The sequence below is a fragment of the Pseudomonas citrullilanati genome (genome assembly GCF_030580855.1).
Lineage (GTDB): Bacteria > Pseudomonadota > Gammaproteobacteria > Pseudomonadales > Pseudomonadaceae > Aquipseudomonas > Aquipseudomonas citrulli.
In genome coordinates this window covers 83,678-107,523 of record NZ_JAUQOP010000013.1, presented here as the reverse complement: position 1 = coordinate 107,523, position 23,846 = coordinate 83,678, and the positions used below count along the sequence as shown (strand labels likewise).

Genomic DNA, 23,846 nt, shown 5'->3' with positions numbered 1-23,846 from the left:
GCGAGGGAGCAAACCCCTCGCCACAGGCAGGTCACCTAGAACTGCCAATCCAGGGTCAGGCCCACGCCATGGCGCTTGTCCCGGGAACCGAGCAGGCCGTTGTAGTCCAGGTTGACCCGCACGTCCTTGGCCACCGCCAGCCCGGCACGGGCGCCGATCACGGCGGCGTTGCGGTCCAGGGACACGCTCTGCACCGCGAAGGTGTTGCTGCTGCCGGCGAAGGCCAGGTCCTGCTCCGAGCGGGTATCGCTCAAGTTGTGCTGCCAGCCGAGGGAGCCTGCGAGCTCCAGTTGCTGCTTCTCGGAAAGCGCCAGGCGCTTGCTGGCCCGCATGCCCAGGGTCGAGAGCAGCGCGTCGCGACGGTCGTCGCCGCCCCGCAGCGCGGCGTTGTCGCCTTTCTCGTGGAAGCTGTCGCTGTCCAGGTGCACGTAGGCCAGGTTGGCAAACGGCTCCAGGGCCAGGGGCTGCACGTCGAGGCGATACGCCGCTTCGGTGAAGAGCTGGGCCGTCTGGGCATCACGCTTGGTTTTCTCGCGCCCACTCACGTCACCCCATTGCACGTCCCGCTTCACGTCGATGCGATGCCAGCTGTACGCGCCACCGACGGTGAGGCGCACGGCGTCGATTTCATGCCCCAGGTAGGCCCCCAGGTGATAACTGTCGGCCTTGGCCGACGAGTGCGTGCCATCACCCATGCTCAACGAACTGTCGCTGTAGCCGGTGACAAGACCCAGGCGGGTCTGGTCGCCGATCAGCCCATCGGCGCCCACCAGCAGCCCGCCAATGGAGCTGTTGGCACTGGCGTTGTCATGCCCACCGTCGCTTTCGCCCCAGGCCCCGAGCACCTTGACCCAGACATTGCTGTCGGCGTCGGTCGGGGTGTTGGCGTCGTACAAGGCGTCCTGGCGCAGGCGATCACCGACGGCTTCACGCAGGTGGCGGCTGTCGTTGATCAACAGCGTGCCGACGGCCGGGTGAATCTCGCCAGACAACTGCTGGAATGCCTGTTGCGCCACGGCGGCGCTGGGTGACAACAGCAAGGCTTCGTACAACCCGTTGCCGGCGCCCAGTTGCTCGGCGGCGGCGGCCACGGAACGCTGGTTGGGTGTCAGGCCGAGGCTGGCGAATGACACGGCGTTGCGCTCGACCGCCAACTGGATGCCATTGGCGCTGTACGCCAGGTCGCCACCGAGAAAGGCGTAGTTGGGCAGGACCTCGCCAAATCGCCCTTCGATACCGCCGCCGGCCTGCAAGATGTTGAACTGCGTGCCGAGCAGGCTCTTCACGTCGCCGGTCGTGAGCAGCGTCGGGCTGTTTTCCAAGGACAGCGACACCGTCGCGCCATCGATGGACGCCTTGCCGCCGGCCACGATCGAATCGCTGGTGGTCGGCGAGACTTCCACCGCGTAGGTCGAGCCGGGCTCGAAGGTCACGTCCCCGGCCACCTGCAACGTACCGATGGAGTTACCCGGCGCCACGCTGCCGCCGCGGTTGGCGGTCAGGCTGGCGACGCGGCCATTGCCCCCCAGGATCCCGCCGTCATTGACGGTCACCGCCGAGGCCAGCGAACCGTTGACGGCCAGTCGGCCCCGGTTGACCAGGGTGGGCCCGCTGTAACGGTTGTCGCCAATCAGCACCAGGGTGCCGAGGCCTTCCTTGGTCAGCCCGCCATGGCCACCGATGTCGTTGCGCCAGACGTCCAGGCCGCACTGGATGCCGCTGCACACCCGCTCGGTGGGCTTGCCGGCGTCGATGACCGCGCCGATGCCTGGCAGGTCGGCCACGAACTGGCCGGTCCCGTAGGCACCGTCGATGCGGAACGCTTCAGGGATGTCCGCTTCGGTCACCAACATCGACGGGCCGTTAATGGCCTTGCCCAGGTTAATCATGCCCCAGCCGTACAGCTCGTCGACACCCGGCGCGCCCATGTCGGTGGCGGTGGTGCGCAGGACGCTGGCGACCTGGGCACCGGTCATGTACGGGAAGCGCTCCATCAGCACCGCAACGCTGCCGGCCACGTGGGGCGCGGCCATGGAGGTGCCGCTCTTGTTGCCATAGCCCACGGTCAGGTCCGCGGCGCTGGTGCCGCCAATCACCGCGCTGTAGACCCGGGTGCCCGGCGCCGAGACGCAGAAACTGGCGGTGTAGCCGCAGCGCGACGAGAAGGTGCTGAGGGTGTAGGGATTCGGGCTGGCGGTGTCCGGGTTGATCTGCAGCGCCGCGACGGTCATCCAGTTCGGCGCGATGTCCGGCACGAAATACGCCAGGCCGGCGATAGCGTCGGGGTTGTTGAGGTTGTAGTCGTTGCCAGCGGCGAAAATCGTCACGATGCCGCTGCGGGCCGCGGCGATGGCGCCATCGTAGGCGCCGCCCGGCTTGGTCCCCAGCAGTGGCCTGATCTGGTCGAATTGCAGCTGCGCGTCCTGCACGGTGAAGTGCGGGAACGCCGGGTCGCGCCCGCCCTGGTCGAAGCGGTCGGTGATGCCAATGCCCCAACTGTTGTTGATGATCCGCGCCCCGCTGGCGATCAGCGCATCCCAACCGGCCTTGTACACCGCGCCGTCGTTGCCCAGGATGATGCCGTCCTCGGGACCGGGGTCGCCGTTGTCGGCGCTGATGATCTGCGCACCGAAGGCCACGCCGTGCATCGGCCCGCCATCGCGGCTGCCGGCGGCGATCCCGCCGACGTGGGTGCCGTGGGACCCGAGCTTGCCGTCGGATCCGACGGTGGGCGAGCCGTCGTAGCGGAACGGGTCACCGGCCTTCACCGGGATATACGGGTCGGTGTATTCGCGGATGCCGCTGGTGACCAGCGTCACGACTTTATCGGTGCCGGAAAACTCCGGGTGGGCGGCGTACACCGGCTGGTCGAAGATCCCCAGCTTCACGCCCTTGCCGGTGTAGCCGGCGGCATAGGCCTGCTGGGCGTTGATCGCCCCCAGGCCCCACTCGGCGTTGAATTCGCTACTGCGCCAACTGTCCGGATCGCCTGCCCTGCCACCCTCGACATATGGCGCAGCCTGCGCCGTGCCCAGGCTGGCCAGGGCACAGAGCATGGCGTGGTTGAGGGCCTTGGGTACAAACGCGCGACGGGGTTTGACGAGTTGCTTCTTGTTATCGGTCTTCATCACGAACCATCCTTAGTTGTTGCAAAAAACCTGCGGTATCGCGGGCTAGCTGGCTCCGCCGCCCTCTGTGGCGAGGGGATTTATCCCCGTTCGACTGCGAAGCAGGCTTGATCCTGGGGCCGCTGCGCGACCCAACGGGGATAAATCCCCTCGCCACAAAGGGCCAGTCAGTTCAATGGGTTACAAACGCCTCATCCACCTTCGCCAGGTCCTGCTCCCCGAGCGTGCCGGCGTAGTAATGCAACTTGGTCCAGGCCATGAGGTAGTCGTAGCGGGCCTGGGCCAGGTCGCGGCGGGTGGTATAGAGCTGCTGTTCGGCGTTGAGCGCGTCGAGGTTGACCCGCTCGCCGCCGAGAATGCTTTGCCGGGTCGACACCACCAGCGCTTCGGCCGAGCCCAGGGCTTTCTGGTAGGCGCGCAGTTTGTTCACCCCGGTTACGCAGGCGCTGAACTGGCGGCGCAACTCGATCAGCGTCTCGCGGGTCTTGGCGTCCAGTTCGTACTCGGCTTGTTCCATGTTGCGGCTGGCCTGGCGGGTGGACGCCGCGACGCCGCCACCGGCGTACAGCGGCACGCTGATTTCCACACCGATGGTGTTGGTGTCGTAGCGCTGGTTGTAGGTGTTGCCGCTTTCCGATTCGTTCTGGCGCATGGTCGCGTAGGCACTGACCTTGGGCAGGTGCCCGGCGCGGTTGCGCTCGACCTCGAAACGCGCGACATCCACGGCCTGGCGCCGGGACGCCAGGTTCGGGTTGTTGCTCACCGCCAGTTCATGCCAACTGTCGAAGTTGGCCGGTTGCAGGGCGAAGGTCTGGAACGTGTCGTTCAGCGGTGCCAGGTCTGCGATGTCCAGCGCCGGTACGCCGATCAACGCCCCCAGCTCGCGCAGGGACGCATCCTGCTCGTTACGGGCCTCGATCTCTTCGGCCATGGCCAGTTCATAGCGCGATTCGGCTTCGAGGATGTCGGTGCGGGTGCCCTCGCCCTGGCGAAACAACGCCTCGTTCTGGCGGAACTGCTGTTCGAAGGCCTTTTTCTTCGCCTGGGCGATGTCGATCTGGTCCTGGGCGAACAAGGCCTGGGTGTAATGGCTCAGCACCCGTACCAGCAACTCCTGGCTCTTGCCGCGAAAATTCTCGTCGGCGAACAGCGCCTGGGCGACGCCCTTGCGGTACGCCGCGTAGGCTTCGTAGTCCAGCAACGGTTGTTGCAGGGTCAGGCTGGAGCCGTAGCTGCTGTAGTTGCGGTCGTCATGCTGGCTGGCGCCGCGGTCATTGAGGTAGGTGACTTTCGATTGGTTGCGACCCTTGTTGTAGCTGTAGCCCAGGTGCGGCAGCAGCCCGGCGCGGCCAATGGCCCGGTTCTCCAGGCCCGCATCGCGCTCCTTGATCGCCCCCAGGTAGACCGGGTCGTTGCGCAGGGCCTGTTCATAGAGTTCGAACGGGCCCAAGGCCCACACGGTGTCGCACGCGAAAACGGCCAGCAAGGCCAACCCGTAGAAACGCTTCATACCGCCGGACATCCTTATTCTTCGGTCAACGCAGAGCCAGCTCGGTCGAGCAGCGGCTTGAACAGGTAGTTGAGCAGCGAGCGCTCGCCGGTGCGTACGAACATCTCCGCTGGCATGCCGGGCTTGATCACCAGGCCATTGAGGCGCTCCAGCGCCTGGTCGCTGACGCTGCTGCGCAGCACGTAGTACGGCGCGCCGGTCTTCTCATCGATCATCTGGTCGGCGGACACCAGGCTGACTTCCCCCGGCACCCTCGGCGTGCGGTTCTGGTTGAAGGCGGTGAACAGGATGTCCACTGGCAAATGCGTGCCGACCTTGTCGATCAGGTTCACCGGCAAGTGCCCTTCCACCTCCAGGCGCGTGCCCTGGGGCACGATCTCCAGCAAGGTGTCGCCCTGGCGTACCACCGCGCCTTCGGTGTGCACGCCGAGGTTGACGGCGATGCCGTCGGCGGTGGCGAGGATTTCGCTGTGTTGCAGCTCGAATCCGGCGGATTTCAATTGCTGTTGCAAGGTTTCACTCTTGAGCTGGGCGTCGGCCAATTGGCTGCGGACTTCCTTCTGGTATTCCTCGCTGTGCTGCTGCAGCTTCAGGCGCGATTCGACGATCCCCTGCTCCACCCGGCCGCTTTCGCCGCTGTTCTGCGCCAGTTCCTGCTGCACCTGGGACAACTGCCGTTGATAGTCCAGCACACGGTTGCGCGGGATGTAGCCGTTGTCCGCCAGGGGCTGCAGGTTGCCCAGTTGCAGCCGCAGCGACTCGGCCTGGGCCGTCAGATCGCTGCGCGCCCGGCGCATGCCCGCCAGTTGCGCGGTGGCGCCGTCGATACTGGCGCGCAATGCCGCCTGTTCGCGGGCGAACGCTTCACGGCGGCTGCTGAACAATTGCCGCTGCCCTTCCAGCACCAGGGCCAGGCGCGGATCGGGGTCGCTGCTCAACTCGGCCGGGAAGCTCACCCGTGCCAGGTTGTCGCGCTCGCTCTGCCAACGGGCCAGGCTGGCCCAGGCCATGCGGTACTGGGCTTGCAGCGACTGGACATCGGCGTCGACCTGGGTCTGGTCCAGGCGGAACAGGGGTTGGCCCTGCGTCACCGCCTCGCCTTCGCGCACCAGGATCCGACTGACCACGCCGCTGCTCATCGACTGCACCGCCTTGCGCTTGCCGGACACCACCACGGTGCCTTGGACCGGGATGCCCTGGTCCAACGGCGCCAGGCTGGCCCAGGTGAAGAAACTGCCGGCGCCGATGAGCGCCAGTGCCCAGCCGATGCGGGTGAAGAATCGTGCGTCGCGCTCGGGCCGCTCGAAAATCCGGGAATGTTCAAGGTTCATGTCGCGATCCTGGCTCATGCGCCGCTCGGCTTGTTGGCGGTGGTGTATTGGCGGCTCATGCTCAGGCCGGTGGGGCTGGCTTGGGGGCTGGCTTGGGGTTTGTTCCGCGCTGATTCGGCCTGGCCGGACAACGCCCGCAGCACATCCTGGCTGGGCCCGAAGGCCTGCAACCGACCTTCGTTGAGCACCAGCAGCTTGTCGGCCTGGGCCAATGCCGAGGAGCGATGCGTCACCAGCACTACGCTTGTGCCCTGGGCCTTCATGTGCGCGATGGCACTGGCCAGCGCCGCTTCGCCCACCGTGTCGAGGTTGGAGTTGGGCTCATCGAGCACCACCAGGCTGGGCCGGTCATACATCGCCCGGGCCAGGGCCACCCGCTGCTTCTGCCCACCCGAGAGGCCGCTGCCGTCTTCCCCCAGCACCGTGTCGTAGCCCTGGGGCATGCGCAGGATCAGTTCGTGGACGCCGGCCTGTTGCGCCGCGGCCACGACTTTCTGCGGGTCGGCCTCGCGAAAGCGGGCGATATTCTCGGCGACACTGCCGCTGAACAGCTCGATGTCCTGGGGCAGGTAGCCGATGTGGGGGCCCAACTGGTCGCGGTTCCAGCGATGAATGTCGGCCCCGTCGAGGCGCACCGTGCCGCCGAGGGTCGGCCAGACGCCCACCAGCACCCGGGCCAGGGTGGACTTGCCAGACCCCGACGCGCCCAGCACGCCCAGCACTTCCCCGGCCGCCAGGTTGAAACTGACCTGTTGCAGCGTCGCGCTGCGTTGCCCCGGCGGACCGGCACTGACCTGCTCAAAGCTGACCTGGCCCTTGGGCGACGGCAGCGCCATGCCTTCGTCGCGGGGGGCAAACGCTTGCAGCAGCGCATCGAGACGGCGATAGGCCAGCTTGGCGCCGCTCCACTGCTTCCACACGGCGATCAACTGGTCGATGGGGCTCAGCACCCGGCCCATCAGGATCGAACCGGCGATCATCATGCCGGCGGTCATCTGGCCCTTGATCACCAACAACGCGCCGAGGCCCAACACCAAGGATTGCAGGCACAGGCGCAGGGTCTTGCTCAAGGAGCTGATTACCGCCCCGGTGTCGCTGGCCTGGTTCTGCAGGCCGAGGAACCGCGAATGCACGGCGAACCAGCGGCTGCGCAGCGCATCGAGCATGCCCATGGCCTGGATGGTCTCGGCGTTGTGCAAATGGCTGGTCGCCAGTTGGCTGGACTGTTGCGAATAGACGCTGGCCTGCCCCAACGGTTTGCGGGTCATGGCTTCGTTCAGGCAGGCCAGGCCGATCAGCAGTGCGGTGCCGACACTGGCGAACACCCCGAGCCAGACGTTGAACAGGTAGATCACCAGCAGGTACACGGGAAACCACGGCGCATCGAAGAACGCGAACAGCGCCGGCCCGGTAACGAACTGGCGCAACTGGGTGAGATCGCCCAGGGATTGCCCGGCATTGCCCTCGCCCTGGCGCAGGTTGCGTTCGAACGCGGCTTTATACACCTGGAGATTGAAACGTCGTTCCAATTGGCTGCCGATGCGAATGACGACGAAACTGCGCACCATCTCCAGCAGCCCGATGAACACGAAGAACCCGACGACCATCAGCGACAACATCAACAAGGTCGTTTCGTTTTGCGAGGACAACCCGCGATCATAGACCTGGAGCATGTAGATCGACGGCGCGAGCATCAACACATTGATCAGAGCGGTAAAACAGCCAACGCTGATCAAGATACTTTTATATTCGCCCAGGGCTTTAAACAGCGGCACCGACCCGGCACTCCTTGCCTTATTCATGCATCTTCCTTGCGCTTGGCCGCACCGGGCAGCCTGGCGATTATTCAACTTACCGATCGTTAATCTTTTACCCGGGCCCTGCCGGGATTCACGCCCGTCAAAACAAGCGTGTTCGATTCTTTGCGCACACTGGACTCACGGACTAATGCGTGACTTGCGACTTATTACGTTCAAGCCTAAGTACCAAACCGGACTTCAATGTCACTTGATAACGGTCTTGCTGGCGCAGCCCCAGGTGAACACGGGTGTTGTGCTGGCTGATCAGCGATAAACCATCGGGCTCGGTGAACCACTGCACCGGCTCTTCTCCCAGCCAGTGCCCCAGGCATTCGGTTTGCCCACCCAGGGTCTGGTCCGCCTTGAGTTCCACCAGGCAGGTGTTGGACGGTTTGTCCTGCAACGCCTGGGCCTGGGCATCGTCCTGCGGGCTCGCCAGCACGGCCTGCCATTGACCAGCCAATTGCGAGGGTTCGATTAACAACAGACTGCGAGCCATGGTGGCTTCTCCGAAAAACAACGTCAGCGTGGCGAGTGTCCAGGCGATTGCCGAAGGCCTGCAAGGCATGGTTTTTCTCACTCTCAAAGGTCCGCAAGGTGTGGCGGGAGAGCCAGCTCTCCCGCCACCGTTATCAGGACATCAGGCCACGATGTCCGTCACCGCTGCCTGGCCAACGGTGCTGACCAGGAAGTCCGCCACGCCATGGCCGGAGAAATCCACCGACAGCAGGCTATTACCGCCCGACGTCGACAGCACGGCATCCCCCGCCGCCCCGGTGAACGCGCTCACGAAGTGCAAGCCCGCACCCTTGGTGATACCGGTCAGGTCGATCTTGTCCAGGCCGCTGACGAAGTCGAGGATCTGGTCGGCGGAACCGGGACGCGAGTCGTTGCTGGCCGCGAACACGAAGGTGTCGGAACCCGAGCCGCCCCACAGTTTGTCGGCCCCGCCGGCTCCCCAGAGGATGTCATTGCCGGCACCGCCCTTGAGTTCGTTGGCGACGGCGTTGCCGATCAGCAGGTCGCTGCCCGAGCCGCCGGTGGCGTTCTCGATGATCGCGCCCTTGGCGATGGACACGTTGCCCACCAGGCCGCCAACGTCGGAAAACGACGCGTCATTGAGATTGATCTTCTGGTTCTGGGTGAAGCCGGAGAAGTCCAGGGTGTCGCGACCGCCCGCGTCCCAGACCGAGAACACCACCTTGTCGGAGGACGACGTGGCGCCGAGGAAATCCCGGCCGGCGTTGGAGTTGAAGCCGTAGGTGGTGTCACCGGTGCGGGTGCTGGTGTTGGCGCCGTAGAGCTTCTGGATGGCAGCGATGTCATCCATCAGCGGTCCGGAGGAATAGGCTTCGACCCCGCCCTTGCTGAAGTTCTGGTTGGTGTTGCTCTCACTCCAGTAGCTCATGACGCTGTAGCCACGCGTGTCCTGGCCATAGGTGGCGTCATCGTAGGTCGGCGCGCCTTCACCGGCGTTGTAGTCACCGGGGTGGGCCAGGCCCAGGGTGTGCCCGATCTCGTGGGTCAGGGTCTGGCGACCGTAGTTGTTCAGGTCCGGGGTCTTGTTCTGGGTGTAGCTGCTGTTGATCAGGTACCAGGACGTGCCGTCATAGCCGGCCCCGGTGCCCGGCAGGTAGGCAAACGCCGCCGCGCCATCCTGGCCGCTGCTGTAGTTGCCGAAGGTCATGTGGCCGTCGCCGCCGCTGGCCTTTTCGGTGAACGTGACGTTGGCCACGTCCGCCCAGGACTGCATCGCCAAAGCCGCCTGGGCTTTCTGCTGGGCGCTGAACTGGCTGAAGCCGCTGATGCCATGCTTGTTCATGGTGCTTGAAGAGGCGGACGTCAGGAACGTGTAGGTCAGCTCGATCTTGCCGCTGCCGTCCCGGTCCTGGTAGGCCGCGCCGTCACGCAGCAATTGCGTGGCCGCCTGGTCGACGGAATAGGACGGCTTGCCGTTGACGGTCAGGTTGCCGCCGCGATCGTATTGGTGGCTGAAACTATTGATCTGGTTGAAGGCATTGCTGGCAGCCGCCAATGATTGCGGGGCCCAGAGCAGTTGTTCGGCCGAATCGATAGCGCTGTTTTTGACTTTCGACATAAACACACTTCCTTGTTTGCAGATGGAACATTTGTCAGACGACAGGCGATCTCTGGCGAGATCGTCCTATCACTCGCCCAATGAGGGACGTAAGAAACCTGACACAATTTGAAATCGAACGTCTAGCAGTTTTTTTGGATTAAATTCCGGCCGTCGGCCGGCATGCCCACAAACAAAAGGCCTCGTCTCGAACGTACTCACTAGTTAAAAATTCGAATGCGGATTGTCGGACAAAAGTCTATTTAAATATTAAATAGCGGCAACTAACCCGTTGCCCACCCCGGGCACTTTCGCCAACTAAGTGCCAGCGAAGTGCTATTAATGAATATCTACTAGGGCCTGATGAAAAGTCTTGAGACGAAGGTTTTCGTGCAGCGCCTAAATGCCCGTGGGCTTGCGTGCGCACACTTCCCGCAGGCAACCGCGAAGCCAGCGATGCACCGGGTCGGCGTCCAGGCGCGGATGCCAGAGCATGGCAATGGTGAACTCCGGCACCGGAAACGGCAGCGCAAAACTGTGCATGCCCACCCGCAGGTTGGCGGTGTAGCGCGCCGGCACGCTGGCGACCAGGTCGCTGGACCGGGCCAACCCCAGGGCCGACGAAAAACCTGGCACGGTGGTGACGATTTCCCGTGACAAGCCCAGGGGTTCCAGGATGCGGTCGATGGGGCCTTGGTCGAGAAAGCGCATGGAAACCCCGATATGCTGGCACGTCGCATAGTCTTCGGCGCTGACGGCTGTCCGGCTCAACGGATGCCCGGCGCGCACCACCCCGATCAAGCGATCGCCAAACAGCGCCTGGGTACGCAGTTCCGGGCTGGTGTCCCGGTCGACGACCGCCGTTTCCAGGTCGACGGTGCCCTCGCGCAACGCTGTGCTGTCGCGGTTGGCCTTTTCCACGAATCGCAAGCGCACCCCTGGCGCCTGCTGGTTGATCCGGGCGATCAGGTCGATGGCGAAGTTCTCCACGAAGCCTTCGCGGGTCCGCAAGGTGAAGGTTCGGTTCAACCGTCCGAGGTCCGGCGTCGAGACGGGACGCAACACCGCCTGGGCCTGCTGCACCAGGAGGCTGACCTGCTCGCGCAGCGCCAGGGCACGAGGCGTTGGCACCAGCCCGCGCCCGGCCCTGACCAGGAGCGGATCCCCCGTGGTTTCGCGCAACCGGGCCAACGCCCGGCTCATCGCCGAAGGACTCAGCCGAAGCCGTCGCGCGGCCCGGGCCACACTGCCTTCGGCCAGCAACACATCGAGGGTGACGAGCAGATTCAGATCGGGAATGGACATGATGGCGCCCTGGCGTGGCTGTGGGATGGCGTTTGCTGCAGCTATGGAGTGCAAACGCTGCGTCTTCCGCCATGGTAAGCCCAGGCGTAACGTTCCGACAGCACCACGTTACGACCCAGACACAGGTGACCCCGATGAAATCCGATCTTGCGCCGCCCTCCCACCCGACACCCGCTCTTCCCGCTCGCGGCGCCTTGGCCAGCCTGGCGCTCTCGACATTGCTCGCCTCCCTGGGCGCGAGTGTCGCCACGGTCGGCCTGCCAACCCTGGCGGGGGCGCTTGACGCCTCCTTCCAGCAAGTCCAGTGGGTGGTGCTGGCGTACCTGCTGGTGATTACCACACTGATCGTCAGTGTTGGCCGCCTGGGGGACCTGATGGGACGCCGTCCACTGCTGCTGGTCGGAATCGCGCTGTTCACCGTGGCATCGGCTGGGTGCGGCATGGCGCCCTCACTGGACTGGCTGATCACCGGCCGGGCCCTGCAAGGCCTCGGCGCAGCCATCATGATGACCCTGACCTTGGCCTTGGCGAGCGACACCGTCAGCCAGGACAAGACCGGCAGCGCCATGGGCTTGTTGGCCACGTTGTCGGCGGTGGGCACGGCCCTCGGGCCGAGCCTGGGCGGCGCGTTGATCAGCGGCTTCGGCTGGCAGGCATTGTTCCTGGTCAACGTCCCCCTCGGCGCGCTGACGCTAGGCCTGGCCTGGCGCTCGCTGCCCGTGCGGCCTCGTCCGGCGACGACGGGCGCCCGCTTCGATGTCTACGGCACGCTGCTGCTGGCGGCCACGCTCAGCGCCTACGCCCTGGCCATGACCTCCGGACGCGGCGACTTCGGCGGACGAAACATCGTGCTGTTGCTGATCGCAGCCCTCGGCGCCGCGCTGTTCGTCCTGGTCCAGTCCCGGGCGGCCTCGCCGCTGCTGCCACTGGCCGCGTTCCGCGACCGGCTACTGGTGTCCGGCCTGGCGACGAGTGCGGTGGTCGCCACTGTGATGATGGCGACGCTGCTGGTCGGTCCTTTCTACCTGTCGATCACCCTGGGCTTGCCGGCGGCGCTCGTCGGCCTGGTGTTGGCGGTGGGTCCCTGCGTGGCGGCGCTGGCGGGTGTCCCTGCCGGGCGCCTGACGGACCGTGTCGGTGCCCGTCCCATGCGTCTGGCCGGCCTTGGCACCATGGTGCTGGGCAGCCTGATGCTGGCGCTGCTCGCGCCCGCCCTCGGCATTGGCGGCTATCTCGGCGCCATTGTGGTGACCACCCTCGGCTACGCCTTCTTCCAGACCGCCAACACCACCGCCGTCATGGCTAACGTGGCCGCCCACCGTCGAGGCGTGATCGCCGGGTTGCTCAACCTGTCGCGCAACCTGGGCTTCTTCACGGGCGCCTCGGTGCTGGGAGCGGTATTCGCCCATGCGTCGGCCACGACCGACATCGGTAGCGCGAGCCGCGAAGCGGTCGCGAGCGGCCTGCACGCCACCTTCGCCGTCGCCTTGGCGTTGGTCGTCCTGGCCTTGCTCATCGCCCTCAGGTACCGCGCGCCAGAGCCGTTGGACGAGACCCTGGCCAGTACGCGCGAGGCGTGATGGCACAGCAAAATCGGCGGTTTAAGCCTTGATGCAGATCAAAAGAATGGAACCAATCGCAAAACGGACTGAAAAAAGCCACATGACTTTCATTTTCAGGTGCTATTTTTAGTTCTCACTGGTAGAGCCATGAAGGCTCTTCCTTCCTGACATGAGCAAAAGGAAGCGCTCGATTGAAGAAGGTGGGCAACACATGAATAAAGGATCTTTCAGCAAGGTTACCTTCCCCAACGCCTGCCAGTTGATGCGCTGGCATTTTCATCCAATGGGCTTTGAAGCCAGCATGGATGCGCCCGGCAGCATGGTCGCCCGATTGTTTGATCGTGCCAGTGGCGAGACCATGATTGCCATCGCCGGCATCCCCTGCGCGACCGTGATGAATGCTCCGGATGTGGAACGCATCATCGAAGCGGTGGAAGCCGAGCTGGAAGCCTTCGTGCCACCGGTTGGCTTGCGCAGGTTCGCTTCCTGATCCTGGTTCCCTGATCCACCGCTTTCGCGACCGCTACGCTCCCCACCCTCGACCAGGGGGTGGCCGGAGCGTCTCAGCCATTGCGTGCACGACGATGATCAGCGAAGAACGGCTTGCCCGTGCCGATGCGATCCGAGGCCTTGGGCGCATTGGCCGCCTGGCCTTCCGGGGCATCCACGTACCAATAGCAATGCTGCACCGCACGCGTAATCCCCACGTACGCCAGGCGCAGGATCTCGTCCTTTTGCGCGGTGTCGTAGGGCTCGGCGTCGGTGTCCTGGCCCAACCCCGCCATTCGGTAGACCTGGTTCTTGTAGGGCGAATGGGTCAGGTGCTGGCAATCGCCCAGCAAAAACACCGCGTCAGCCTGTAGCCCCTTGGCACTGTGATAAGTCATTTGCCTCAGCCGTCGGGCCTCGTAAGGCAAGCTAGAATCCACATTAACTATTGGCGAAATATATTTCTCAATCAACGACTTATCGCTGCTTTTTCGATACAACATCAAGATTGAATCGCCCTTGCGATAGTGCTCGTCGAGCCGCCGCGCCAGACCTTCGTCATCCCGGTCCAGTACATTGACCGGCGTCAGGGAACGAGGCTGGCCACTCGCCTTGGCCTTCTTCCCGGGAATCGCTGCCGCGGCGCGCACAATGTGCTCGGCGGCGTCGATGATGTGCTGATGACTGCGGTAGTTGTCGGTCAGCATCACCCGCGTGGTCGTCGGCGAAGGGAATTGCTTGTTGAATGCCATGAAATAGCTTGGCGAACTGCCGCGCCAACCGTAGATCGATTGCCAGTCATCCCCAACGCACAATAACGACGAGCGCTGGGCGCCGCGCCCCACGTGCATGGCTGGGCCACGGCTGCGCACTTCCCGCAGGCTGGCGCGCAGCCAGGAGACGATCTGTGGCGACACGTCCTGAAACTCATCGATCATCAAGTGCGAGAGCGGCCTGAGCATCCCGTCAGTCAACAACTTGAAGTTTTCCGGGGTCTGTTCGCTGAATAACGCGAACATGCGGTTGAAAGTCATGATCGGCGGGGACTGGTCCAGCAAGTGATCCTCGAACGCCCGCCAGTAACGGCTCAACGCCTCGAAGAAATAGCGGTCGGGATCATCCTGGGCAAAGGACATCCGCCCCACGGCGTCCGGTACATCCAGGCCAAGGTTTTCGATAAAGCCGGCGGCGGCGACGAAACAGTCCAGCAAAGGCGCCGAAGCCAACTCCCCCTTGACCTTGTAGTCGAACCCGGGACCGGCGCTGGCATCCCCTGCCATGGACGCCAAAAGACGTTTTGATGAGTCATAATTTTCAAGCCATATCAATGGTTTACGACAGAAAGCTTGAAACAGGGTGCGCTTTACAGCCCACTCCGCGCGCAGGCTCAGCTTGGCCCCGGGACGGCTCAGCCGGGCGTCTTCCCGTGGATCGAACCCCAGCACGACCCAGGCATCCAGGGACGGAATGTAGCCATGGCAGCGAAAGGTCGAGCCGTTGATGTCGAAGGCCTGCCGCTTCGGCTCGATGCCCTTGATAGGCCAGGCTCCGGCGCGTACCCACAAATCCTCGATGGCGTCGCACAGCGCTTCGTCGCGCTGGGCCGCCAGCTCGGTCACGGCTACGCGCTTTTGCACGTCCGGATGATCGCGCTCCAGCTCCTTGAGTTGCAGCGCATGCCGGGACAGCGGCTTGATCAGCTCGCGAAAACGCTCGTCCCGCTGGTAAAGGCGGTGATAACAGGCGTTGAGTTGCTGGCGCTGGACGTCGTTGATGCGCAGGTCGAAGGGGTTGCCCTGGCCGTCGTCGTCACTCGTCTCGCGGTGACTGAGGGCCTCGAACGCTTGAAGTCGCTCGAACCCGGGCAGGCTGCGGACCATGGGCAGGATCCGCGAGTGGAAGGTCCGCACCAGGTCACGGGCCTGCTTGAGGCTGACCGCTCGCCCCCAGAGGCCAAATACTTCAATCAGTTTCTGGATGAAGTCCTTGCGCGACTCCCGGGTAAACGTCACGACGGTCATCGAGTCCATTTCGAACCCCAGGTAATGCACCAGCAGCACGATGCGCAACACCAACGTCGTCGATTTGCCCGCACCCGCCCCCGCGACAACGGAGGTCGAGGGCGTGTCACTGAAAATCATCTTCCATTGCGCTGCACTGGGTTGCGCATTTGCCGGCAACAATCGGGCGACATCAGCCTTGATTCGCTTTTTCAACTCCGCGCTCAGCGGCAGGCGCCAATCATCGAACAGCAGGTCATCGACCTGTGGGGCTGGATGCTCCGTGCTACGGGAATCACGGATCAGCAGGACCTGGCGACCGTCTTCCAGGCCTTCCTTATAGCCATAGTCGAAACCGGCGGTATGGCCGCTGCGAAATCCATCGGCCTGGCCGTGCAACCAGGAACTGCGGTGCTGGGCGCGCAGGCGAGTCAGGCCATGGCCAAAGAAACGGGCCGCCAGGCGTTTGAGCCACGGCATCTGTGCCAGAGGCAAGAGATCGGGAGGAAGATCGGGGGTGTGCTGCGACACGCGTAGAGACTCCGGTGTTCTGAACCATGGCAGACATGGTGTCTGCATTTGCCTTCAGGTTCCACCAGAAATCTTATTTGTCATGGGGTTAGGCGATGAAGTGAAAGGTATATGGAGCTTTTGGACCACCGAGTGCCAAGCACATCGTGCCTGAGGAAGCGGCCTTCCACAGGCACGAAAGGCTCGATCACTGCCCGGAAATGGCCCCGTCCACCAGGGTCTGCGCTTCGACGACCAGTTGCTTGAGGTGGTCTTCGCCAATGAAGCTCTCGGCGTAGATCTTGTAGATATCCTCGGTCCCCGAAGGACGGGCGGCGAACCAGCCGTTTTCGGTCATGACCTTCAAGCCACCAATAGCCTGGTCGTTACCCGGCGCGTGGCTGAGGATGTTCTGGATCTTCTCGCCGGCAAGCTCAGTGGACGCCACCTGTTGCGCAGACAACTTGCCCAACAGCGCCTTTTGCTGTGGATTGGCCTTGGCGTCGACGCGCACCGAGAACGGCTCGCCCAATTCGTCGGTCAGGGCGCGGTAGGCCTGGCTCGGATCGCGGCCGGTGCGAGCGGTCATCTCGGCCGCCAGCAGTGCCGGGATCAGGCCGTCCTTGTCGGTACTCCAGACGCCACCGTCCTTGCGCAGGAACGATGCGCCGGCGCTCTCTTCACCGCCAAAGCCCAGGGAACCGTCGAACAGGCCATCGGCGAACCATTTGAAGCCGACGGGCACTTCATACAGGCGCCGACCCAGGCGCTTGGCCACGCGGTCGATCAGGCCGCTGCTGACCACGGTCTTGCCCACGGCGGCATCGGCGCGCCATTGCGGACGGTTCTGGAACAGGTAGTCGATGGACACCGCCAGGTAATTGTTGGGCGCCAGCAGGCCACCAGACGGCGTGACGATGCCGTGGCGGTCATGGTCCGGGTCGCAGGCGAAGGCCACGTCGAAACGCTCCTTGAGACCGATCAGCCCCTGCATGGCGTGGCTGGAGGACGGGTCCATGCGGATTTGCCCGTCCCAGTCGACGGTCATGAAGCGGAAGGTCGAATCCACGTGGGTGTTCACCACGTCCAGGTCCAGGCGGTAATGCTCGGCAATCGCCGGCCAGTAGCGCACGCCGGCGCCGCCCAGCGGATCGACGCCCAAGCGCAGGCCGGCAGCGCGGATGGTGTCGAAGTCGATGACATTGACCAGGTCGGCCACGTAGCTGTTGACGTAGTCGTGACGGTGGGTGGTGTCCGCCTTCAGGGCCTGCTCGTAGGTGATGCGCTTGACCCCAGCCAACTGGTTGCCCAGGAGCTCGTTGGCCTTGGCTTCGATCCACTTGGTGATGTGGGTATCGGCCGGGCCGCCATTGGTGGGGTTGTACTTGTAGCCACCGCTTTGCGGCGGGTTATGGGACGGCGTGATGACGATACCGTCCGCCAGCCCCGTGGTGCGGCCGCGGTTGTAGCAAAGAATGGCGTGGGAAACCGCTGGCGTCGGCGTGTACTCGTCGCCCTCGGCAATCATCACGGTCACGCCATTGGCGGCGAATACTTCCAGGGCGCTTGCGCCGGCCGGCGTCGACAACGCGTGGGTGTCGATGCCGATGAACAGCGGCCCGGTGATGCCCTGGGCTTCGCGGTACAGGCAGATCGCCTGGCTGATCGCAAGCACGTGCCACTCGTTGAACCCCAGGTCGAAGGAGCTGCCACGGTGGCCGGAGGTGCCGAAAGCCACACGCTGGGTGGCAACCGATGCATCGGGGCGGCCGGTGTAGTAGGCCGTCACCAGTCGCGGGATATCGATCAACAACTCTGCCGGTGCCGGCTTGCCCGCAAATGGACTGACTGTCATGCAAAACCTCTGGATGGAGTGGCTCGGGAAATGGAATGCAGTTTACTGACAGTTCGACCATGGCGCGATGGGTTCGATCCATCCGCCCCGTTACGAGGGTTCGAGCCGCAGCGCATCGGCCAGGGCGCAAAGTGCCGCGTCCAGGTCTTGCGTGCCGTTCAAGGCGTGAGTCAGGCGCAGATGCTGCCCATAGAGCCCCTGGAGGCTGAACAGCTCGCCCGGTGCGATGACGATGCGCTGGGCCAGCAACCGCTGGAACACCCGCCGCAAGTCGACGTTACGCGTGGAACGCAGCCAGATCGTCGCGCCGCCCTGCGGTTCGGGCCACTGTAGGCTGTCCCCCAGCCGCTCGTGCAGCAGCTGGGTCGCCGACGCCGCGCTGTCGCGCAACAATCGCCGCAACACCAGCAAATGCTGGTCCACCCTGCCGTTGCTGTACAGGCGGGCGATGGCTTTCTGGCGGATGGGCGACAGCCGAAACGCGCGCAACAGGAAATGGCGCTGCAAATCCAGGGTCAGCTGGCGCGACAGCAGGTAGCCGTAGGGCGCTTCCGGGCCGATGGTTTTCTCGAACGTGGAGTAGACGATCAACCGATCCGGGTCGAGCAAGTCACGCAAAGGCGTAGCCCCGGCCTCGAACGCCAGGTCCGTATGGCTGTCGTTCTCCAGCACCCAGGTGCCGTGCCGCTCCAGCAACCGGGCGACGGCACGACGGTTCTGGTCCGGCACGAGCGTGCCCCTGGGCATGTTCAGGAGCGCGGACAGCATCACCAGCCCCACGCTTTCGCTCACCAGCAGGTGTTCGAGCTGGTCGAGATCGATCTCCCCAGCGGCCTGCAACGGCAATTCGATGACATTGACCCCGGCCGCCTGGAGCAAGCGCAGCACCGTCCAGTCGCAGGGCGATTCGATCAAGACCGTGGCGTCGCGCAACGCCAGCGCGGCGATCAGGATCTCCAGCACGCCCCGCAGGTCGGCGCCGAGATAGACATCGTCGGCGTTCCAGCATCGCGCCGGCGACGAGGTATAGCGCGCCGCCAGGGCCGTGCGCAATTCCAGCTCTCCCCAAGGCTGGGAAGGCGTCTGCGGGGAACGCGGATACTGGCGCAGCAACTCGCGTTCAAGGAGCAACAGCGGGCTGTCCAGCGGCTGCATCGAGGCCGGCTCATCCGCGCTGAGCACCAGCATGCCTGGTCGCCGCACATTGACGTACAGGCTTTCGAGCAGGTCGTCCCCACCCTCCAGGCCCGTCACGCTAGGCACAGGCAACGCGTAGTAGCCGGACTTGGCGATCGAATAGACCCGCCCTTCCTTTTCCAGCAACGAATAGGCGTACTGGATGGTGGAAATCGACACGTTCAAGCGTTCGGACAATTGCCGCAGCGACGGGAGGCGCACCCGGGCATCCGCTCCCATCTCGTTGATCAGCGTGGTCAGGTACCGATACACCGCCTGGTAGGCGAAGTCTGTCTCCCGGCAGCCCTTCATGGCGTCAGGCCAAGGCAGCGAGTCCTGCCCGGACATGCCACGGCGCCCGGCAGCCGGGCGGGACACAGGGTGGCTGAAAGCATCAGGCCCCGCTCCTCAATGCCTGGCCGAGCGTTCGCACAGGTCATCTTCACCCTGCCCGGCCTCCACCGCGTCGGGACCGTCCAGGGCCCGTTGCAGGTCACTCTCGGACAGGGCTTCGACCTTTTCCGACCGCGTGACGCTCGACCGGTACAGCGTGGCGAGTACATCCATGGGCAGGCCGCTGACGTCGACCATCCAGTGCGCCACCTGGTCTGCGATGGGCCCGCCCTGCATCGCCTTGTGCAGGTCCGGCATCGCCACCAGCATGCCGGGGTGGCAGCAACGCAGGAAATGCTCCAGGCCGGCCCCCTCCTCGACGAAAGGCGCGAACAGCATGCACACCAGCTGTGTTTCGCTGAGCCCCATGATCTTCTGTGCCTCCAGGGCGGCCTGAGTTCGGCGTTGCGGGATCTGCAGCGGTGACCCGAACATCGCCTGCGCCTGCTCGCAGGCGTATTCCGGCAATTGCTTGCGATGCATGATCATCACCGCGCGCTGCGCGTAGTCCCCATACCCCGTTTCGTAGCTGCGCCCGTGCAGGTAACAGGCCTGCAAGCCATGCAGGTGGGCCGACAGCAGCGGGCTGAGGTACTCGTTCTCGGACGTCGAGGGAATGAGGTTCTCGGTCTGCACCCGCAGAAATTCGTTGAACAGCGGCCAGTTGGTGCCTTCCAGTCGATCGACGGTCAAGTCATCGATACCGATGTGTCCCACCCGCCGACAGGCCTCGAAGTGGCCTTCGGGCTGCCATTTGCCCAGGTGTTGCGGACCATAGACCTGCCCGTAGAGCTCGCCGCCGAGGGTGTCCAGCTGTGCAAAGAGGCTGTCGAAGCCATTGCCGCTGTCGGCCACCAGGCCCACCTTGCCGGCGGCGCGCCGAAGCCCCGACATGAAATTCTTCTGCTGGCGTGGCGTATCGCTGCTGACCAGCGAATCGACCCCGGCCTCCCAGCGCGCCATGTGCCGATAGAACTCCGCCATTGCCAGGTAGCCCTCGTCCCCGATCTCCAGCGGGCCGTCGACCGAGCGCAGGTGACCCAGCACCAGCATGTCCATGCGATTGGCCTCATGCCCGGCCACCGACAGGGCCTGGGTGTGGCTGAACGGCACCACCTCGCGGTTATCGGCCATCAGCAACTCGACCCGGGGATCGTCGTAGACGAAGAGCGCGCTGTAGCAGCGGTGGATGTTCTCCAGGGTGGCCTGGGTGGTCTGGCTCAGGCGGGGCGTGGCCACGCGCAGGGCGAACGTCGCCGGATGCCTGCCCGCGATGCTCAACTGCGCGGCGCGCAACGCGGTCAGGACATAGAAACCGTCCCGGCTGCCGTTCTGCACCGTCAACACGCGATAATCACCTATCCGATCGATGCCTCCGGCGGCGACAATTAAACGCTGGATCAACAACTGCAACGCAGTACGTTCCGCCCGGGAATAAAAACCCAACAAACGCTGCAATACTTGTTGATACACGTGAGTCATTGCTTGCTCATGGATTGCACTCATAGCCATTTACCTGGAAATTCAACGGTCGGCGTCGCCTCCACACCCATGGGGTCGAGCGACATGGTGATCTGAATAGATTGTTCTAGTGCTGCAAAGAGTATTAGCAGTACATTCAAAACCTGCTTGCTGTAATTATTTGATACATACGTCTCAGGATCGACTTGCCTCCTTCGACACCGCCCCGGGAGCCGCATGATTGCTGGACCTGGCTGTTCCGCCAGCACGTCCTAGGAGATTTCCGACAACGTCCCACAGACAATGAGTACAAGAAATAAAGAACCTGCCGAACATTGATCGGCGTTCTGCCACAACCGGCTTTCCTGACAGTCGATAGATAGGCTTACGCCAAGTAACGCTCAATGCACCTTGACTATAAGTTGGAGGGCAAGGGCCTTCGAAAAAGTTATACCGCGCCACGACTTCTTCCTTGAGATAAAAACAAGCGTTCAATTATCAGGACTTAAACAATGATTGGAAGATACAGATTAAGAGCAAAAACCAGTTCAGATGCGGGCGGGCAAACAGATTCGAGAAGAGGCGGACCCAGTCAGGCCAGTCGGCAGGCACGTGCCAGGTCATGGAGGTGGGTGGATCGCAGAAGGAACGCCGGGCGCTCAGGCCGCAGGCAGCGCAAGAGTCCGGGGCTATGACTCTTGCGCAAGGGGCAGATCAGGCAGGATCGACGACCTGGAGGGCAACACGTTCGCGGCAAGGACATTCGTCCATGTAGCGATGGGCTTCGACGAACTCGGCGAAGGGAAAGATCCGGGTCTTGAGGGGCAGCAGCACACGATCGGCGGTCAGCTGGTTGATGTCGCGCAGCGCCCGCTGCAACGCCACCTGGTCCTGGACGATGCCCAGTTCCGGCTTGCCGGTAAAGTTGCCGATGCAGTGCACGAAGAACTGGATGTTCTTCTGGAATGCCGCGCAGGCCGGGAATGGCGTCTGGTTGCCCCCCTGCAGGCCGTACAGCACCAGGCTGCCGCGCGGTGCCAGCACATCGCCGAGCAACGACATCTGCGGCCCGCCCAAGCCGTCGAACACGACGTCGACGCCACGGTTGTCGGTCAGCTTGTTGATCTGCATCAGCAAGTCCTGTTCCTCGGTGACGATGACCTTCTCGGCCCCCAGGGACAACAGGTATTCACGTTCGTCGGCCGTCTTGGTGGCCGCGATCACCCGCACGCCCAGGGCCTTGCCCAGTTGCACGAAGGAAGGACCGGCGCAATGGCTGGCATCGGTGACCAGGGCGAACTGCCCCGGCTTGACCCGCGCCAGGTCGGCATAGGCGAAGTAGGCGATCAGCAACGGCGTGTAGTGCACCGCCGCCTCGATCGGGCTGAGCACGTCAGGGTAACGGGTCAGCGCGGTGCGTGGCAGAACGATGACCTCGCCGTACACCGGATAGTCGTTGGGGCTCTCGGCAGGGAAGCTGGCGACCTTGTCGCCCACGACCAGGTCGTCGACACCATCGCCAACGGCCGTGACCACGCCGGCCATCTCATGGCCCAGCCCGGAAGGCAGGCGCGCCTGGGATGACGCCAGGTTCTGGCGCCACAGGGTGTCGTACCAACTGATGCCGATCGCTTCGACACGGACCTGCACTTCTCCTGGCGCAGGAAGAGCCGCCGCATGCTCTTCGCATTTGAGCACCTCGGCACCACCAAACTTGTGAAAACGGATCGTGCGGGACATCGCAAACCTCGTCAAAGTAACCTCTAATGCCATGAACTCTATCCGGGCTTTGTACCCAAGACCATCAGTGGCTATTAATAGTCGACATGCCTGTCATTGATTCCGCACCAAGAAAATGAAACCGTTCGTGTCGGCCTGATCCCTGGGAAACCCGAATTAGCCAGTGCAGAGTACCAGCCTTTCCCCGTAAGATTCATGCCGGCCATTGTTCCCATATGGCCGCCCACGTCAAGCTTACCGAACAGCCAGGACCCCAGATGAATCGTAATGACCTGCGGCGTGTCGACTTGAACCTGTTGATCGTGTTCGAAACACTGATGCATGAACGCAGTGTGACCCGTGCGGCCGAGAAATTGTTCCTCGGTCAACCGGCCATCAGCGCAGCGCTGTCGCGCCTGCGCAGCCTGTTCGATGACCCGCTGTTCGTGCGCACCGGCCGCAGCATGGAGCCAACGGCCCGGGCGGTGGAGATCTTCGCCCTGCTCTCCCCGGCCCTGGACTCGATTTCCACGGCGGTCAGCCGCGCCGCGGAATTCGACCCGGCCACCAGCACCTCGGTGTTTCGCATCGGCCTGTCGGACGACGCCGAGTTCGCCCTGCTGCCGATGCTGCTCAAGCGCCTGCGGGCCGAAGCACCCGGCATCGTGCTGGTGGTGCGCCGGGTCAACTACATCCTCATGCCCGGGCTGCTGGCCTCGGGTGAAATCTCCATCGGCGTCAGCTACACCGACGACCTGCCGGCCAACGCCAAGCGCAAGGTCCTGCGGCGCAGCATGCCCAAGGTCCTGCGGGCCGATACCGCGCCAGGGCGCCTGACCCTGGATGAATTCTGCGCCCGCCCCCATGCCCTGGTGTCCTTCGCCGGGGACCTGAGCGGCTTCATCGACGAGGAACTGGAAAAACTCGATCGCAAGCGCCACGTGGTGCTGGCCGTGCCGCAATTCAACGGCCTGAGCACCTTGCTGACAGGCACCGACATCATCGCCACCGTGCCCGACTACACCGCCGACGCCCTGACCGCCGCCGGCGGCGTGCGCGCCGAAGACCCGCCCATCCCGGTGCGCAGCTTCGAACTGCACATGGCCTGGCGCGGTTCGCAGGACAATGACCCGGGGGAGCGTTGGTTGCGGTCGCGGATTCAGATGTTTTTTGGGGATCCTGAGAGCCTTTAGGTTTCGTCGGGCAGGCTGTTCATCAGCATCGGCATCGCCCGTGCTTATCAAATCGGCGAGACCGATCGTCGGCGCATTCGATTACACCTACCTGATCTTCGCGATTGCCTGGGGGGCGTTGCTGTTCGACGAAGAGCTCGATGGTCGGATGCGGCTGGTCTGGCCCTTATCCTGATTTCAGGCTTCATTCTGCTGAAAAAGCCCGCCGCCACGCGCTGAACGCTTAGCAATTGCGTGTGTTAGGCCAGCGCAGCCAAGTCCATAAATCGTGTTTGGCGCATGTTTTTCGCATAAGGGGTTTGCGACTTCCAACCACATCGTTCTTCAGGCGGACAGCG

Annotated in this window: 16 protein-coding genes; 4 read left to right on the top strand and 12 right to left on the bottom strand. The window is 63.7% G+C overall.

Annotated features, from left to right (window positions below):
* Positions 1-35 precede the first annotated feature (35 nt).
* The 7 genes from Q6A48_RS11675 to Q6A48_RS11645 all read right to left on the bottom strand — a co-directional run bounded on the left by Q6A48_RS11675 (position 36) and on the right by Q6A48_RS11645 (position 11,150).
* Positions 36-3,056, bottom strand: a complete 3,021-nt coding sequence (locus Q6A48_RS11675) for an autotransporter serine protease (protein ID WP_304554281.1) — start codon at positions 3,054-3,056, stop codon at positions 36-38.
* Between the two features lie 244 nt (positions 3,057-3,300).
* Positions 3,301-4,638 (bottom strand): TolC family outer membrane protein, encoded by a 1,338-nt coding sequence (locus Q6A48_RS11670; protein ID WP_304554266.1) that lies wholly within the window; start codon positions 4,636-4,638, stop codon positions 3,301-3,303.
* A 14-nt stretch (positions 4,639-4,652) separates the two neighbouring features.
* On the bottom strand, positions 4,653-5,987 hold the full coding sequence (locus tag Q6A48_RS11665) for an HlyD family type I secretion periplasmic adaptor subunit (RefSeq protein WP_304554265.1): 1,335 nt from the start codon (positions 5,985-5,987) through the stop codon (positions 4,653-4,655).
* Positions 5,984-7,771, bottom strand: a complete 1,788-nt coding sequence (locus Q6A48_RS11660; RefSeq protein WP_304554264.1) for a type I secretion system permease/ATPase — start codon at positions 7,769-7,771, stop codon at positions 5,984-5,986. Before Q6A48_RS11660 ends, Q6A48_RS11665 begins: the two co-directional genes overlap by 4 nt.
* Before the next feature lie 142 nt (positions 7,772-7,913).
* On the bottom strand, positions 7,914-8,267 hold the full coding sequence (locus tag Q6A48_RS11655; RefSeq protein WP_304554263.1) for an AprI/Inh family metalloprotease inhibitor: 354 nt from the start codon (positions 8,265-8,267) through the stop codon (positions 7,914-7,916).
* Positions 8,268-8,408: 141 nt separating this feature from the next.
* Positions 8,409-9,866, bottom strand: a complete 1,458-nt coding sequence (locus tag Q6A48_RS11650; RefSeq protein WP_304554262.1) for a serralysin family metalloprotease — start codon at positions 9,864-9,866, stop codon at positions 8,409-8,411.
* Between the two features lie 378 nt (positions 9,867-10,244).
* Positions 10,245-11,150, bottom strand: coding sequence for a LysR family transcriptional regulator (locus Q6A48_RS11645; RefSeq protein WP_304554261.1), 906 nt, complete (start codon positions 11,148-11,150; stop codon positions 10,245-10,247).
* A gap of 134 nt (positions 11,151-11,284) precedes the next feature.
* On the opposite strand from Q6A48_RS11645, the gene Q6A48_RS11640 reads away from it, so the two are divergent.
* Together Q6A48_RS11640 and Q6A48_RS11635 are read left to right on the top strand one after the other, a co-directional pair.
* A complete protein-coding gene (locus Q6A48_RS11640) occupies positions 11,285-12,730 on the top strand; it encodes an MFS transporter (protein ID WP_304554260.1) in 1,446 nt (481 codons plus the stop codon).
* 193 nt (positions 12,731-12,923) lie between these two features.
* Entirely contained in the window at positions 12,924-13,202 is a 279-nt protein-coding gene (locus tag Q6A48_RS11635; protein WP_003201764.1) for a DUF1652 domain-containing protein, read from the top strand.
* 73 nt (positions 13,203-13,275) lie between these two features.
* Here the strand turns inward: Q6A48_RS11635 and Q6A48_RS11630 are convergent, their stop codons facing one another.
* From Q6A48_RS11630 to Q6A48_RS11610, 5 genes are all read right to left on the bottom strand, one after another.
* Positions 13,276-15,681 carry a UvrD-helicase domain-containing protein gene (locus Q6A48_RS11630; protein WP_369811689.1) on the bottom strand — a complete coding sequence of 802 codons (2,406 nt, stop codon included), beginning with the start codon at positions 15,679-15,681 and terminating at the stop codon, positions 13,276-13,278.
* Between the two features lie 238 nt (positions 15,682-15,919).
* Positions 15,920-17,566, bottom strand: coding sequence for a phosphoglucomutase (alpha-D-glucose-1,6-bisphosphate-dependent) (gene pgm, locus Q6A48_RS11625; protein ID WP_304554258.1), 1,647 nt, complete (start codon positions 17,564-17,566; stop codon positions 15,920-15,922).
* Between the two features lie 90 nt (positions 17,567-17,656).
* Complete coding sequence (locus tag Q6A48_RS11620) at positions 17,657-19,054, bottom strand: aminotransferase class I/II-fold pyridoxal phosphate-dependent enzyme (RefSeq protein ID WP_304554280.1); 1,398 nt, start codon at positions 19,052-19,054, stop codon at positions 17,657-17,659.
* Between the two features lie 96 nt (positions 19,055-19,150).
* Positions 19,151-20,641 carry a hypothetical protein gene (locus Q6A48_RS11615; protein WP_304554257.1) on the bottom strand — a complete coding sequence of 497 codons (1,491 nt, stop codon included), beginning with the start codon at positions 20,639-20,641 and terminating at the stop codon, positions 19,151-19,153.
* 669 nt (positions 20,642-21,310) lie between these two features.
* Positions 21,311-22,336, bottom strand: coding sequence for a zinc-dependent alcohol dehydrogenase family protein (locus tag Q6A48_RS11610; RefSeq protein WP_304554256.1), 1,026 nt, complete (start codon positions 22,334-22,336; stop codon positions 21,311-21,313).
* A 257-nt stretch (positions 22,337-22,593) separates the two neighbouring features.
* Here Q6A48_RS11610 and Q6A48_RS11605 point away from each other — a divergent pair, with 257 nt between their 5' ends.
* A complete protein-coding gene (locus Q6A48_RS11605; RefSeq protein ID WP_304554255.1) occupies positions 22,594-23,508 on the top strand; it encodes a LysR family transcriptional regulator in 915 nt (304 codons plus the stop codon).
* A 40-nt stretch (positions 23,509-23,548) separates the two neighbouring features.
* Positions 23,549-23,683, top strand: coding sequence for a hypothetical protein (locus Q6A48_RS11600; RefSeq protein ID WP_304554254.1), 135 nt, complete (start codon positions 23,549-23,551; stop codon positions 23,681-23,683).
* Positions 23,684-23,846: the final 163 nt, after the last annotated feature.

Excerpts from the sequence above, each read along its gene's own strand:
- Q6A48_RS11665 (WP_304554265.1), bottom strand. The coding sequence starts at position 5,987 with ATGAGCCAGGATCGCGACATGAACCTTGAACATTCCCGGATTTTCGAG.
- Q6A48_RS11670 (WP_304554266.1), bottom strand. The coding sequence starts at position 4,638 with ATGAAGCGTTTCTACGGGTTGGCCTTGCTGGCCGTTTTCGCGTGCGAC.
- Q6A48_RS11630 (WP_369811689.1), bottom strand. The coding sequence starts at position 15,681 with ATGCCGTGGCTCAAACGCCTGGCGGCCCGTTTCTTTGGCCATGGCCTG.
- Q6A48_RS11655 (WP_304554263.1), bottom strand. The coding sequence starts at position 8,267 with ATGGCTCGCAGTCTGTTGTTAATCGAACCCTCGCAATTGGCTGGTCAA.
- Q6A48_RS11645 (WP_304554261.1), bottom strand. The coding sequence starts at position 11,150 with ATGTCCATTCCCGATCTGAATCTGCTCGTCACCCTCGATGTGTTGCTG.
- Q6A48_RS11605 (WP_304554255.1), top strand. The coding sequence starts at position 22,594 with ATGAATCGTAATGACCTGCGGCGTGTCGACTTGAACCTGTTGATCGTG.
- Q6A48_RS11650 (WP_304554262.1), bottom strand. The coding sequence starts at position 9,866 with ATGTCGAAAGTCAAAAACAGCGCTATCGATTCGGCCGAACAACTGCTC.
- Q6A48_RS11675 (WP_304554281.1), bottom strand. The coding sequence starts at position 3,056 with ATGCTCTGTGCCCTGGCCAGCCTGGGCACGGCGCAGGCTGCGCCATAT.
- Q6A48_RS11615 (WP_304554257.1), bottom strand. The coding sequence starts at position 20,641 with ATGAGTGCAATCCATGAGCAAGCAATGACTCACGTGTATCAACAAGTA.
- Q6A48_RS11640 (WP_304554260.1), top strand. The coding sequence starts at position 11,285 with ATGAAATCCGATCTTGCGCCGCCCTCCCACCCGACACCCGCTCTTCCC.
- pgm (WP_304554258.1), bottom strand. The coding sequence starts at position 17,566 with ATGACAGTCAGTCCATTTGCGGGCAAGCCGGCACCGGCAGAGTTGTTG.
- Q6A48_RS11635 (WP_003201764.1), top strand. The coding sequence starts at position 12,924 with ATGAATAAAGGATCTTTCAGCAAGGTTACCTTCCCCAACGCCTGCCAG.
- Q6A48_RS11610 (WP_304554256.1), bottom strand. The coding sequence starts at position 22,336 with ATGTCCCGCACGATCCGTTTTCACAAGTTTGGTGGTGCCGAGGTGCTC.
- Q6A48_RS11660 (WP_304554264.1), bottom strand. The coding sequence starts at position 7,771 with ATGAATAAGGCAAGGAGTGCCGGGTCGGTGCCGCTGTTTAAAGCCCTG.
- Q6A48_RS11620 (WP_304554280.1), bottom strand. The coding sequence starts at position 19,054 with ATGAAGGGCTGCCGGGAGACAGACTTCGCCTACCAGGCGGTGTATCGG.